Source organism: Bifidobacterium miconisargentati (assembly GCF_019331675.1).
GTDB classification, from domain to species: Bacteria; Actinomycetota; Actinomycetes; order Actinomycetales; family Bifidobacteriaceae; genus Bifidobacterium; species Bifidobacterium miconisargentati.
On record NZ_JAHBBJ010000004.1, the window covers coordinates 137076 to 151524 of the forward strand.

The 14449-nt window shown below is 66.2% G+C and carries 9 protein-coding genes; 8 read left to right on the top strand and 1 reads right to left on the bottom strand.

Translation table 11 applies throughout. The annotated features are described in order from the left end of the window. Window positions 1–16: 16 nt before the first annotated feature. The 7 genes from KIH81_RS03875 (at window position 17) to miaA (ending at window position 10365) form a co-directional block, all read left to right on the top strand. Entirely contained in the window at window positions 17–2416 is a 2400-nt protein-coding gene (locus tag KIH81_RS03875) for a glycoside hydrolase family 2 TIM barrel-domain containing protein (protein WP_214304145.1), read from the top strand. Between the two features lie 68 nt (window positions 2417–2484). Beyond that, window positions 2485–2784 (top strand): hypothetical protein, encoded by a 300-nt coding sequence (locus KIH81_RS03880; protein WP_214304146.1) that lies wholly within the window; start codon window positions 2485–2487, stop codon window positions 2782–2784. Further along, complete coding sequence (locus KIH81_RS03885) at window positions 2781–4784, top strand: glycoside hydrolase family 3 C-terminal domain-containing protein (RefSeq protein WP_214304147.1); 2004 nt, start codon at window positions 2781–2783, stop codon at window positions 4782–4784. Before KIH81_RS03880 ends, KIH81_RS03885 begins: the two co-directional genes overlap by 4 nt. Before the next feature lie 34 nt (window positions 4785–4818). Further along, entirely contained in the window at window positions 4819–5760 is a 942-nt protein-coding gene (locus KIH81_RS03890; protein WP_214304148.1) for an alpha/beta hydrolase, read from the top strand. Window positions 5761–5848: 88 nt separating this feature from the next. Continuing rightward, complete coding sequence (locus KIH81_RS03895) at window positions 5849–7693, top strand: family 43 glycosylhydrolase (RefSeq protein WP_214304149.1); 1845 nt, start codon at window positions 5849–5851, stop codon at window positions 7691–7693. A gap of 137 nt (window positions 7694–7830) precedes the next feature. Continuing rightward, the gene (gene miaB, locus KIH81_RS03900) at window positions 7831–9291 is read left to right on the top strand and encodes a tRNA (N6-isopentenyl adenosine(37)-C2)-methylthiotransferase MiaB (protein ID WP_214304150.1); all 1461 of its coding nucleotides are present in this window, start codon (window positions 7831–7833) and stop codon (window positions 9289–9291) included. 87 nt (window positions 9292–9378) lie between these two features. Beyond that, window positions 9379–10365 carry a tRNA (adenosine(37)-N6)-dimethylallyltransferase MiaA gene (gene miaA, locus KIH81_RS03905; protein WP_214304151.1) on the top strand — a complete coding sequence of 329 codons (987 nt, stop codon included), beginning with the start codon at window positions 9379–9381 and terminating at the stop codon, window positions 10363–10365. A gap of 149 nt (window positions 10366–10514) precedes the next feature. Here miaA and KIH81_RS03910 read toward each other — a convergent pair whose 3' ends face one another. Continuing rightward, window positions 10515–11261 (bottom strand): Fic/DOC family protein, encoded by a 747-nt coding sequence (locus KIH81_RS03910; RefSeq protein WP_236029264.1) that lies wholly within the window; start codon window positions 11259–11261, stop codon window positions 10515–10517. A 162-nt stretch (window positions 11262–11423) separates the two neighbouring features. On the opposite strand from KIH81_RS03910, the gene KIH81_RS03915 reads away from it, so the two are divergent. Next, window positions 11424–14405: an FtsK/SpoIIIE family DNA translocase gene (locus tag KIH81_RS03915; RefSeq protein WP_420829123.1), complete on the top strand. Its 2982-nt coding sequence runs from the start codon at window positions 11424–11426 to the stop codon at window positions 14403–14405. Window positions 14406–14449 lie beyond the last annotated feature (44 nt).

Below are 14449 nucleotides of genomic sequence, written 5' to 3' on the forward strand. Positions count from 1 at the left end.
CAAGGAAGGAACGGATATGCTGAGCCAGGATTTCAACACCGATTGGCGATTCCGCGCCAAGACGACCGGTGACGGCCAACCCGGCGTATGGCGGGACGTGACCCTGCCCCACGATGCGATGCTGGACGCGCCGCGCCGCGCCGACTCGCCATCCGGCACCGGCAACGCCTTCTTCGACGGCGGCATCTACGAATACGCGAGGACGCTCCACGCGCCGGCCGCATGGCAAGGCAAGACAGTGGAACTCGAGTTCGAAGCCGTCTACCGCAACGCCACAGTGCGCGTCAATGGTCGTCAGGCCGCGCGTCATGCCTACGGATACAGCCCATTCACCGTGGATATCACCGATTTGCTCTCCTACGGGGATGGTCCGGAAGGCGACAACGAGATCACCGTGACCGCGGACAACTCCGCCACCCCGAACACCCGCTGGTACTCGGGTGGCGGCATCATCCGCCCGGTGAGGCTTAGGGTGGCCGGACCGGTGCATGTCGCCGCCCACGGGGTGCGCGTGACCACCATCTCATACGAGCCGGCCGTCATCGACGTGCATACGGACATCATCGGGGCATCCGGTAACAAGCCGGACGAACCGGCCTCCGCCGTCGCCGTCGAGATCGTGCGCGACGGCCGTATCGTGGCCCATGGCGAGGGCTGGGACACGCGCATCGCCATCGGGGACGCGGTCCTGTGGAGCGCGGACGAGCCGAACCTGTACGAGGCCCGCGTGACACTCACCGACGACGCCGGCAACGTGCTGGACGAGGCCTATGAGACCTTTGGCATCCGCCTGATCGAACACAACCCGCACGGCCTGTTCATCAACGGCCGAAGCGTCAAACTGCGCGGCGGCTGCGTGCACCACGACAACGGCGTGCTCGGCGCCCGCACCTACGGGACCGCCGAACTGCGCCGCGTGCGCATCCTCAAGGAGAACGGCTACAACGCCATCCGTTGCGCCCACAACCCCGCCTCCGAGGCCTTGCTCCGGGCCTGCGACCGCCTGGGCATGTTCGTGATCGACGAGATGTGGGACATGTGGTACGAGCGCAAGAACAAGAACGACTACGCGCTCGACTTCGAATCCAATTGGAAGGACGACGCCGTGGCTACCACCGCGCGCGACTTCAACCACCCCTGCGTGATCATGTACTCCATCGGCAACGAGAATCTCGAACCGTACGGCAAACGCGGACTTGACCTCGAACAGCGAATCGTGGACGAGTTCCACCGCCTCGATCCCACCCGGCCGGTCACGATGGGCCTGAACCTCACGCTCCTGTACGGCGCGTCCAAAGGCAAGGGCCTGTACCGGGAGGACCCCAACGGCAAGCAGAAGGCCGGCGGCAGCATGCTGTTCAACATGATCATGGCCATCGGCGGCGCGCTCGTACAGAAGGCCGCCGGATTCGGAGCGGTGGACCACGTGGTCTCCCCGGCACTCGACAAACTTGACATCGCCGGCTACAACTACGCCTCCGACCGGTACCGCAAGGACGCACAGGTCCATCCGAACCGTCTGATCTACGGCAGCGAGACCATGCCGTTCCAACTGGCCGCCAACTGGCGCAAAGTCACGTCCATGGACCATGTGATCGGCGACTTCATGTGGTCCGCCTGGGATTACATCGGCGAGGCCGGCCTGGGCTCCTGGACCACACGCCCCGAAGGGCTCGGCTTCAACAAGGCCTATCCCTGGCTCCTCGCCGAAGCTGGAGCCATCGACATCCTCGGCGTTCCCGGAGCCGAAGCGGCCCATGCCGCGGTCATCTGGGGCGCGCGCAAAGCCATATACCTCGGCGTGCGCCCACCGGTCGGCCCCGGCCAGCGGCTTGGCAAAGGTATGTGGCGCGGCACCAACGCCATCGACAGCTGGAGCTGGAAAGACCGCGACGGATGGAAGACCACCATCGAGGTGATGGCGCCAGCCCCGGCAGCCAGCGCCGAGGTGCTCATCAACGGCAAGTCGATCGGGCGGAAAAAACTCAAGGACATGCGCGCGCTGTTCCCGGCCACCTACCAGCCCGGCCGCGTGACCGCCGTGACGTTCGCAGCCGACGGCTCCCAGCTCGGCAGTACCAGCCTGTCCTCGGCGAAAGGCGATGTCAGGCCCACGCTTCACGCCGAACCAGCCGAACCGGGCGCGCACGACAGGCTGGTCTACGTGGACCTCGCCCTGCGGGACGCGGAAGGCGTCATCGAATCCGGTGACGACCGCTCCATAACGCTCACCGTCGAAGGCGGGGAACTGCTCGGCTTCGGCAGCGCCGACCCATGCACCACCGACCGGTTCACCAGCGGGACCTACACCACCTACCAGGGGCGCGCGCTGGCCGTCGTATGCCGTGCCGACTCCGGGACGCCGCTGCGACTGACCGCCGGCGATGGCCACGATACCGCGGAACTAACGCTTTGAGACACCAAATCCGCCCATAGACACACGATTCGAAATCCAACCATCAACCCAAAGAAGGGATAACCACCATGAACATCGAAGCAACGCTCAAGAGCCTGAGCCTTGAAGAGAAGGCTCGCCTGTGCTCGGGCAAGTCGTTCTCCAACACCAACGACCTCGACGGCAAACTGCCGTCCATCGAACTTGTGGACGGGCCGCACGGCCTGCGTAAGCAGGGCGGCGACCAGGACATGCTCGGCGTATTCGGCTCCCACCCGGCCACCTGTTTCCCGTCCGGCGCCACCACCGCCAACAGCTGGGATCCCGAGCTCATGCGCGAGATCGGCACGGCGCTCGGCGAGGAGTGCCGGGACCAGGGGTCAGCGTGATTCTCGGCCCCGCCGTCAACATGAAGCGCAGCCCGCTGTGCGGCCGCAACTTCGAATACATCTCCGAGGACCCGTATCTGGCCGGACGTATGGCCGCGGGCCACATCAACGGCGTGCAGTCCCAAGGCGTGGGCACCTGCATCAAGCATTTCGCCGTGAACAACCAGGAGACCAACCGCTTCACCGTGAACGCGGACCTCAGCGAACGCGCCCTGCGCGAAATCTATCTGCCGGCCTTCGAGACCGCAGTGCGCGAGGCCGGGCCATGGTCCATCATGGGATCCTACAACAAGATCAACGGCACGCCGGCCTGCCAGAACAAGCACCTGCTGGACGACATCCTGCGCAAGGACTGGGGTTACGAGGGCGTCACCGTGACCGATTGGGGTGCCATCTGGGATCGTGTGGAAGGCATCAGGTCCGGCCTCGACCTGCAGATGCCGTACTGTGGCGAGGACTACATCAGCGCCGTGGTCAAGGCCGTCAAGGACGGCACGCTGGACGAGGCTCGCCTCGACGAATGCGCCCGTCGCGTGCTCGAGCTCATCGACAAGGCGGTCACCTCTCGCGAGGCCATCCCCTCCTCCTGCGATTACGGTGCGCATCGCGAACTGGCCCGCCGGGCCGCCGACGAAAGCGCCGTGCTGCTCAGGAACGATGGTCTCCTGCCGCTCGGTGCCGGCCAGCGAATCGCACTCATCGGCGGACTCGCCAAGCACCTGCGCTACCAGGGCGGCGGCTCCAGCAACGTGCACCCCACCAGCCAACCCTCCCTGCTTGACTCGCTCGATGCGGCCGGCATCGACTACACGTTCGCGCGAGGCTACCGCGTCAAGAAGGACGTCATCGACGCCGAATACGAGGCCGAAGCCTTGAAGGCCGCCGCCGACGCGGACGTGATCGTCTACGCCATGGGCCTGTCCACCTTCTCCGAATCCGAGGGATACGACCGCACCACGCTCGCTCTGCCGAACAACCAGACCGATCTGCTGCACAAGCTCGCCGCCTTCGACAAGCCGATCGTCGTGTTGTTGTTCCAGGGCTCCCCGGTCGAACTGCCGTGGATCGATGAGACGAATGCCGTGCTCGCGTTCTACTGCGGTGGCCAGTCGCTCGGCGACGCCATAGTGGATCTGCTCTACGGCAAGGCGAACCCCAGCGGCAAGCTCGCCGAGACTTTCCCAATCAAGCTCTCCGACACCCCGGCCTCCCTCGTCTACCCGCAGAAGAAGAACGACCCATACGCGGAAGGCGTGTTCATCGGCTACCGCTACTACGACAAGAAGCAGATGGACGTGCGCTTCCCGTTCGGGTTCGGTCTGAGCTACACCACATTCGAATACACGAACCTGACCGTCTCCTCCGACGAATTCGCCGACGGCGACACCCTGACCGTGACCGTGGACGTGACCAATACGGGCAAGGTCTTCGGCAAGGAGATCGTGGAACTGTACATCGGCGACGCGGGCACCGCACCGGTGCCGCGCCCGGACAAGGAACTCAAGGGCTTCGCCAAGGTGGCGCTCGAACCGGGGGAGACCCGAACGGTCTCCATGACGCTGGACAAGCGCAGCTTCTCCTACTACAACGAGGACATCGACGACTGGGTCGTGGCTCCCGGCACGTACCGCGTGCTGATCGGTGCCTCCTCGCGAGACATCCGCCTGAGTGCCGAAGTCAAAGCCGAAGGCACGCCATTGCCGCGCAGGCCGTTCACCGCGGCCAGCACGATCCGCGAAATCCAAGCCGATTCCAAGGGCGCCGCGGTAATGCAGGCCATGATGGCCCGCGCCGCGGCCGCCACCCCCGGCGGCGGTGATCCGGCCGAACAGGCAGCCCAGCGCCAGGCATTCCTGGACGACGAGGACGACGTCTCCTCCGACCCGTTCGACGCGATGGCCATGAGCATGGACATGCCGTTGCAGAAGACCGCCGACATGTCCGGCGGGCTCATGACCCCCGAGGCGATTGCCCGGCTGCTCGCCGCCGTCAACGCCTGATGGCCGTCAGACGTATATCGAGAAGGGAACGATCATGACCCTGACCCGTCAAGACCTCAAAGCCGACAGCCCGCAAATGCGCGGAGCGGTCGCTTTCCTCGCCAAGATCCGCGATCTCGGCGGCATGATGAACATGCGGGAGATCTTCCCCAAGCTCACCGACGCCGAACGCGCCTACCTGGCCCCATCGCAAGCCGATGAGAGCGCTGTCGATATCACATCCGACACCGTGGACGGCATCGGCGTGGAACTGCTCGAGCCCAAGACGGGCAAACGCCCTGGCATCCTGTACTACATCCACGGCGGCGCGTTCATGTACGGCGACGCCGAACTCAGCCGACCCATCGCCATCGACCTGGCCAAGGTCACCGGCCTGACCGTCTGCACGATCAGCTACCGGCTCATGCCCAAAGACCCGTTCCCGGCCGCCGTGGACGACTGCACTGCCGTCTACCGCTGGCTGGCTGACCGTTTCGCCGGCGAGCCCATCGTCATCGCCGGCGACAGCGCGGGCGGCAACCTGACCATGGTGATGGCGCTCGAAGGCAAACGCCTGGGACTTCCCAGGCCCGCGGCCCTGGTCACGTACTCGTTGGTCGGCGACTTCACCGGATTGCCCAGCTGGACGGAGAACGAGAGCAGTGACGTTGCGCTCGGCGGCCAGAACGCCGGCACCGCGGTCGCGCGGATGTACTGCAACGGGCATGACCCGTCCGACCCGCGCATCTCCCCGAACCTGGGAGACCTGACCGGCCTGCCGCCACTGAAGATCGTGGTCACCACCAACGAGCTGCTACGTGACGATTCCCTCGAACTGGCCGACAAGGCCTCGGCCGCCGGCGTGGACGTCGACCTGCAGGTCTGGGACGGCGGATTCCACGCCTTCCCGACTTATCCCACGGTCGCACGCCTGACCCCGGAGACCGACCGGGTCATTCGGGAGACCGGAGCGTTCATCAGGGACATCCTCGCCTGACATGCCTGCACGCGGCCCGGCCCCACTGTGACGGGCCGCATGTACGGCATGGACACCCTGATTCATTTCCCAAGCAAAAGGACCACCAATGGCTTACTACTGCAATCCGCTCAATTTCGACTACCGTTACCAATTCCTCAAGGCCGTCAACCCGCAGGGCGCCCCGGCCGACCACTGGAGCGTCTACCGCGAGGCCGCCGATCCCTCGCTCATCGAATTCAAGGGGCTGTACTATCTGTTCCCCTCGATGACGAACGGCTTCCTGACCAGCCCCGATCTGATCAACTGGACCCGACATCCGTTCCTGACCACCATGCCGGCCTGCGACTACGCTCCCGACGTGCGCCGGATCGGCGACTGGATGTACTTCTGCGCCTCCAGAATGGGTGAGAACAGCGCGTTCTACCGTTCCAAGGACCCGCTGCACGAGCCGTTCGAGAAGATCGAGGGCACCTTCCAATTCTGGGACCCGGACATGTTCCTGGACGACGACGGCCGCCTCTATTTCTATTGGGGATGCTCGAACGTGACCCCCATCTACGGCGTGGAGCTCGACCCCGACACCATGGAACGCAAGGGCGAGCCGGTGCCACTGATCTTCGGCAACACCGCCGAGCACGGCTTTGAGCGCACCGGCGACGAGCACGTGCCGCCCAAGAGCCCCGAACAGGTGCAGGCCGAGGTCGAGGCAATGGTCTCGCGCATGATGCAGGCCCCGGCCGAGCAGCGCGCCGCCATGGGATTCGATTCCGAGGAAAAGATTCGCGCCACCGCCCAGGCCTTCCTCGGCACAGACCCATACATCGAGGGCGCATGGATGACCAAGGTCGGCGACCGCTACCTGCTGCAATACGCCGAACCCGGCACCGAATTCAACATCTACGGCGACGGCGTCTACGAGTCCTTCTCCCCACTGGGCCCGTTCACCCTGGCTGTCAACAACCCGTATTCCTACAAGCCGGGCGGATTCGCCACCGGTGCCGGCCATGGCTCCACCCTGCTCGACCAGGACGGGCGCTACTGGCATGCTTCCACGATGCGCATCAGCCGTACCAACAACATGGAACGGCGTCTGGGGTTGTGGAAAGCCGGTGTGGACACGGACGGCGAACTGTTCTGCGACCAGCGCTACGGCGACTGGCCGGTGAATCCCGAGACCCCGGCGTTCGCCAAGCCCGACTGGATGCTGCTGTCCTACGGCGTGGCCGCCAAGGCGTCATCCGAGGAAACAGGCAAAGAGGCGAGCCATGTCGCCGACGAGGACATCCGCTCCTGGTGGCGTGCAGCCTCGGCCGAACCCGGCGAATGGGTCGAGATCGACCTGGGCGCCGTGCGGGACGTGCACGCCGTGCAGGTGAACTTCGCCGACGACGGTATCGTGGCAGAACCCCCGGCCGACGGCCCAACCAAGTCGGACATGAGCGGTCTGCGCGTGATCGACACCGCCGAGCACCGCACCCGCTGGCTGCTGCAGGGCAGCGAGGACGGCACCCAATGGTCGGCATTGACCGACCGCAGCGATGCCGACACCAACCTGCCGCATGACTTCATCGTCCTCGGGGAAGGCCGCGCGCTCCGCCACCTGCGGCTCACGGTCCTCGAAACGCCGTTCGGCCAGCCGGCCGCGGTCAGTGGCCTGCGTGTGTTCGGCATTGCTTCCGGGCCGGTCCCGGCCGCGCCCGCCGACGTCACGGCCACTCGCGAAGGAAACCTCGACATGACCGTCTCCTGGAAGGCCGCCGACGACGCCACCGGCCACAACGTCCTCTGGGGCCACGCGCCGGACAAGCTCTACCACAGCTACATGGTCTTCGGCCCCGAACGCTGCTCCCAGCGCATCGGCGCCCTGATCGCCGGCCAGCCGGTGTACGTGCGTGTGGATGCTTTCAACACCGCCGGTATCACCGAGGGCGAGGTTCTGCAGGTGCGTTGACCATGCACCCGCATGATGGGGCCCGGCCGGGATAGGTGCGTTTCATGCCGCGTCAATCCCAGCCGGGTCCCATCATGCTCGGGCGGTTCACGGTCCGCCACCATCCATGACGAACCCCGCCTATACAATGCCGCCTTATGAACGAAGACATGATGACCGAGGCGGAGCGCGCCTCGATTACCGCCGATGGCACCGAGCCAATGCCGATCGTGGCGGACCGCGGCAAGGGCGTGTTCCACATCCACACGCTCGGATGCCAGATGAACGTGCACGATTCCGAGCGCATCGCCGGCGTGCTTGAGGCCAACGGATACGTGCCGGCCACCCAGGAGCAGATCGACAGCCACGATTTCGACGTCATCGTGCTCAATACCTGCGCGGTGCGCGAGAACGCCGCCGAACGCATGTACGGCACCATCGGCCTGTTCAACCGCATCAAGCTGCAGCGCCCGAACCTGCAGATCGCCGTGGGCGGCTGCATGGCCCAGCTCGACCGCGAGACCATCGCCAAGCGCAAGCCGTGGGTGGCGGCCGTGTTCGGCACCAAGAACATCGAGGACCTGCCCAAGCTTCTCGAACAGAACCGCCTGACCAACAAGCCGCAGGTGCGCGTGGCCGACCAGCTGGAGGAGTTCCCGAGCCAGCTGCCCGCCGCCCGTGCCTCCCGCGTGAGCTCCTGGGTGGCCATCTCCGTGGGCTGCAACAACACGTGCACGTTCTGCATCGTGCCCACCACGCGCGGCAAGGAGAAGGACCGCCGTCCCGGCGACATCCTCGCCGAGATCCGCCAGTGCGTGGCGGACGGCGCCAAGGAGGTCACGTTGCTCGGTCAGAACGTGAATTCGTTCGGCTATGGCATCGGCGACCGGTACGCCTTCAGCAAGCTGCTGCGCGCCTGCGGCGAGATCGAGGGACTGGAGCGCGTGCGCTTCACCTCGCCGCACCCGGCCGCCTTCACCGACGACGTGATCGCCGCGATGGCCGAGACGCCGAACATCATGCACCAGCTGCACTTCCCGCTGCAGTCCGGCTCCGACCGCATCCTCAGGGCGATGCGCCGCTCCTACCGTTCGGCCAAGTTCCTCGACATCCTCGGCCGCATCCGCAAGGCCATGCCGGACGCGCAGATCTCCACGGACATCATCGTGGGCTTCCCGGGCGAGACCGAGGAGGACTTCCAGGCCACTCTTGACGTGGTGCGCCAGGCCCGCTTCTCCTCGGCGTTCATGTTCATCTATTCGCCGCGCCCCGGCACCCCGGCCGCATCCATGCCGCAGATCCCGCGCGACATCGTGCAGGAGCGGTTCGACCGTCTGGTGGCCCTGCAGGAGCAGATCACCGAGGAGAATCTCGCCACGTTCGAAGGCCGTGACGTCGAAGTGATGATCACCGGCAAGATCGGCAAGAAGGACGGCGACACGCACCGTGTGACCGGCCGCGAGAAGACCGGCGTGCTGGTGCACATCGGCGTGCCGGAAGGCTATCCGGTGCCGGAGATCGGCGACTTCGTGACCGTGACCGTGACCCACGCCGGCCGCCACAACCTGCTCGCCGACCCCGACCCCGCCGCCGGGCAGACCTACTCCGTGCGTCACTGAATGTATTTCGGTTCCCTTCTCCAAGCTCTGAGAAGGGAACCGACCGCCGTATGGCGGATCGAGGGGAGTCATGTTGGGAGGAATATTGTGACTCAGCGCGTCGTATCCATCGTCGGCCCCACCGCATCCGGCAAGACCGGACTGGGCATCGCCATCGCCCGCCGCCTGGCCGAACAGGGGGAGCGGGCCGAAATCGTCAACGCGGACGCCTACCAGATGTACCGCGGCATGGACATCGGCACCGCCAAGCCCACCGCTGAGGAACAGGCCGCCGTGCCCCATCACCTCATCGACATCATCGACCCCGAGGACACGATGAGCGTGGCGCGCTTCCAGCAGCTCGCGCGCGAGACCATCGCCGACCTGCAGTCGCGCGGCATCCGCCCGATCCTGGTGGGCGGCTCCGGCCTCTACGCCCGCGCGGCCATCGACGACATCACCTTCCCCGGCACCGACCCCGAAGTACGGGCCCGCTTGGAGGAACGCGAGAAAGCCGAAGGCGCCGGTGCCCTGTTCGACGAGCTGAGGGCCAAGGACCCGGAGGCCGCCGCCCGCATGGACCCGCGCAACCCACGCCGCACCATCCGCGCGCTCGAGGTCATCGAACTGACCGGCAAACCATATTCCGCGAGTTTGCCGCGCTACCGTTATGTGATTCCCTCCGTCCAGATCGGCCTCGACCTGGACCGAGCCGACCTGGACCGTCGCATCGACATCCGTACCAAGCAGATGATGACCAACGGTTTCGTCGAGGAGGTCGAACGCCTGCGCCCGCATCTGGGCGCCACGGCCGTCCGCGCGCTCGGCTACCAGCAGATCATCGACCTGCTGGACGGCATCTGGGACGAATACGACGCCTTCGCGGACATCGCGCAGAAGACCAAACGACTGGCCCGCAAGCAGATGGGCTGGTTCGGCCGTGACCCGCGCATCCACTGGCTGCAGGCCCTCAACCCGAAACTGGTGGACAACGCCATGGCCATCATCGCCCACGCGGACGCCGGCGACTACGACCCCATCGATGCCCACGCCGACGAATACGTGCAGCACCACCTCGGCGACATCGAAGCGTAAGCGCCAATAAACATTGGCTCCTCTCCCTGAAGGGAACAGACGAACTTTTGCGCCGATGCAGGATCGTTTGTGTCATGGCTCCCCTCCCTGAGGGGAGCCGGCGGCGAAAGCCGACTGAGGGGAGCCCTCAGCAGACCTCGAAGAGGGACTCAGTGCGCCGGCCCCTGATCCCAACCGGCGATGAGGAACACGCGCGTCGGGTTCGCCGGCCGCAGCATCGAATCGAACAGGCGCTCGAACGCACTCAGGTCACCACGGTACGCCGTGTGCTTGGCCGTGCGGTACGCCTCGCGCGTCACCTCGCCCCAGTCGAGATCCCAGCCGGCGTCATGCGCCAGCCGCGACCCGAAGATGCGCAGCACCATCGCGTTGCCGCCGCGGAACGGATGCAGGTATCCCAATTCGTCGTAGATCACGGCGAACGCATGCACGAACACGTTGCGGTCCATCGCGTGCAGGTTGCGCTTGTCCGCCAGCTCGGTGGCGATGTTCAACGCCCCGGTCTCGATGAGCGCCGCAGGGAAGAACGCCTCCGGATTGGCCGCCAGCGCATGGTCGTTCGTCACCTCGCGCGTGGTGTTCGCGGTGCGCAGCTTGCCCGCGTCGTCGAACACGCCCTCGAACAGACCCTTGTGGATGGCCACCAGCTCATCCAGATCGCCCGACGGGTTCCACCGGCGTTCGGCCAGCAGCACCGTGCGCGCGAACACCGCATCCGCCCGGTCCGTGGCGTGATCGTCCAAGCTGCCGTCCGCCAGACGATCGCCGCCCTTGCCCTCCGCCACGTGCAACCTCATGGCGGTCTGCTCGTCGGCCATGTCGATGAGATGGCTTACATCTTCAATGCCCTGTTCGTAGGCCACCGCGGCGCGCATCGTCGCCTCGCCGGGCATCATCGCCTCCAATGCGCAGTTCTTGAGTGCAAATGCGACTGCGCTCGCACGCTCTGCGGGTGTCATGCAACCCATGATAAGGCATGACGGCGGGCGATCGGCCCATATCCGGCTCATGCGCGTGCAAACGGACGCCGCCGCGCCCGTGCCCGGACAAACGGCGCCATGAACGCCCGTCCTAGTAGAATCGGATGCGCTATGGCACGAACAGCATCCTCAGACGACACCAAATCCCGCAAAACACGTGGCGGCGACGACCTTCACGACGGCGAAACCAAAGTCCAGTCCGACCTTGACTCCGAACCCGTATGGAAGAAGGTCCTCCTCGCCGTGCCACGCGCCCTCGGCTCGGGCGTACGGGCGGTCTCCGGCGTGGGCGAATACGATCCCGTCTACCGCCGTGACGGCCTGTGCTTCGTGATGCTCGTGCTCGCCGTGCTCTTCTGCGCCTCCGAATGGTTCCGCGTGCACGGCGCCTTCGGCCAGCTCCTGCACGCCATCGCCTCCGGCATCCTCGGCGTGATGAGCGTGATCCTGCCGGTCCTGCTCGCGGGCGTGGCCATCCGCCTCATGCGCAACTCCGGCCGCGGCTCCAACAACCCCCGCGTGGTCACCGGCTGGGTGCTGCTGCTGTGGTCCATCTGCTCGATCATCGACGTGGCGCTCGCCGCCGACCACACCCAATTCGACATCACCGTGCTGCAGTCCGCCGGCGGCCTGTTCGGCTTCTTCCTCGGCTCGCCGCTCGCCTGGGGCCTCTCCAATGCGTTCGCGATCATCGTGTTCGTCATCGTGGCGCTGTTCTCGCTGCTCATGATCACCGGCACCCACGTCACCGACCTGCCGGACAACGCCCGCGCGCTCGTCGCCAAGGTCCAGGGCAAGCCGTTCTCCCCGAAGTCCAAGGAAACGGACGGGGACGACGCACAGCACAGCCAGTTCCCGAACGAGGTGCGCGTGGGGGATGGCACGCTCGCCTTCGCCGACGGCGTGCCCGCACACGACGGCACCGACGAGGAGGCCGACGACGGCCAGCAGTCCGAAGGCATGTTCGGCTTCCTTACCAAGCTGTTCGGCCGCAAGGCCAAGGACGACGGCGACTCCCGCCTCGACCGGTACGCCGCCGACGATCCGTTCGACACGGCCGCCAGCCGCCACGGCGCCACCGCCGAAACCCCGGTGGTCGACGGCGTGGCCCGTACGGTCTCCAGCGGCGACGGCCCGTCGGTCGGCCGCACCATCGCGTCCTCCGCCTACGACGGACGTCCCCATGTGGGCGAGCCCGCCCCTGTGTCACCCGTGGCCCGTCCGCGCGTCGTCTCCGGCGGCTCGACGGTCGCCATGCCGTCCGATGCGATGCCGGACGATCCGTGGGCGCCCAGCGCCGTCCAGGCTGCGGGCGCCGTCGTGCCATCCGTCGTAAGCGGCGGAACGACCGCCGTTCCGAGCGCTACGGGCGATGACGACGATGCCACGCGCGTCACCGTCGTCGGCGGCGCCACGGGCGCCTATGCCGGTGCGGACGCCGACGGCAGCGGAGTCGGCCAGGGCGTGCCCCGCGCCGATGCCCCGGCCGGAGTGGATGCGGGGGAGGGTGATCCGGACGACGACGCCAACCGTCCCTACCAGCTGCCGGACCTGAACCTCCTGGCCAAGGGTCAGCCGCACGCCATGCGCACACCGGCCAACGACCGCGTGATCCGGGCGCTCACCTCCACGTTCGAACAGTTCAACGTGGACGCCAAGGTGGTCGGCTTCCTGCGCGGCCCCTCCGTGACCCAGTACGAGGTGGAGCTCGGCCCCGGCGTCAAGGTGGAGAAGGTCACCAACCTGCAGCGCAACATCGCCTACGCCGTGGCCAGCTCGGACGTGCGCATCCTCTCGCCGATCCCCGGCAAATCCGCCATCGGCATCGAGATCCCGAACGAGGACCGCGAGATCGTGCATCTGGGCGACGTGCTGCGTTCCGACAAGGCCATGAACGACCCGAACCCGATGCTCAGCGGCATCGGCAAGGACGTGGAGGGCCACTTCGTGACCGCCGACCTGACCAAGATGCCGCACCTGCTGGTGGCCGGCGCCACCGGTTCCGGCAAGTCCAGCTTCATCAACTCGATGCTCACCTCGATCATCATGCGCGCCACGCCCGAACAGGTGCGCCTGATCATGGTGGACCCCAAGCGCGTGGAACTGTCCGCGTACGCCGGCATCCCGCACCTGCTGACCCCGATCATCACCGACCCGAAGAAAGCCGCGCAGGCCCTCGAATGGGTGGTCAAGGAGATGGACGCGCGCTACTCCGACCTCGAATACTTCGGATTCCGCCACGTCAAGGACTTCAACGAGGCCGTGCGCGCCGGCAAGGTGCACGCCCCGCTCGGCTCCAAGCGCAAGGTGGCTCCCTACCCGTACATCCTCGTGGTGGTCGACGAGATGGCCGACCTCATGATGGTGGCCAAGAACGACGTGGAAAGCTCCATCCAGCGCATCACCCAGCTCGCTCGAGCCGCCGGCGTGCATCTCGTGCTCGCCACCCAGCGCCCGTCCGTGGACGTGGTGACGGGTCTGATCAAGGCGAACATCCCGTCCCGCCTGGCGTTCGCCACCTCCTCGGCCACCGACTCCCGAGTCATCCTCGACACCACCGGCGCCGAGACGCTGATCGGCCAGGGCGACGCCCTGTTCCTGCCGATGGGCTCCGCCAAGCCGATCCGCGTGCAGGGCTCGTGGGTCTCCGAATCCGAGATCCGCAAGGCCGTGGAGTTCGTGCGTACCCAGCGCAAGCCCAAGTACCGCGAGGACATCGAGCAGATGGCCAAGGACGCCGAAAAGAAGGACAGCCAGGACATCGACGAGGAGATCGGCGACGACATGGATGTGCTGCTGCAGGCCGCCGAGCTCGTGGTCACCTCGCAGTTCGGTTCCACCTCCATGCTGCAGCGCAAGCTCAGGGTCGGCTTCGCCAAGGCCGGCCGCCTCATGGACCTGCTCGAGACGCGCGGCGTGGTGGGTCCGTCCGAAGGCTCCAAGGCCCGCGAGGTGCTCGTCCAGCCGCAGGACCTGCCGCAGGTGCTCGCCTTCATCCGCGGCGAGACCAGCTCGCTCGAACCCTCCGCTCCCAGCCAGGGCGAACTCGGCGGGGAGTGATTTTTCCTTGGTTCCCAAGCCGATTCCCAGCGTGCGTTCACCCA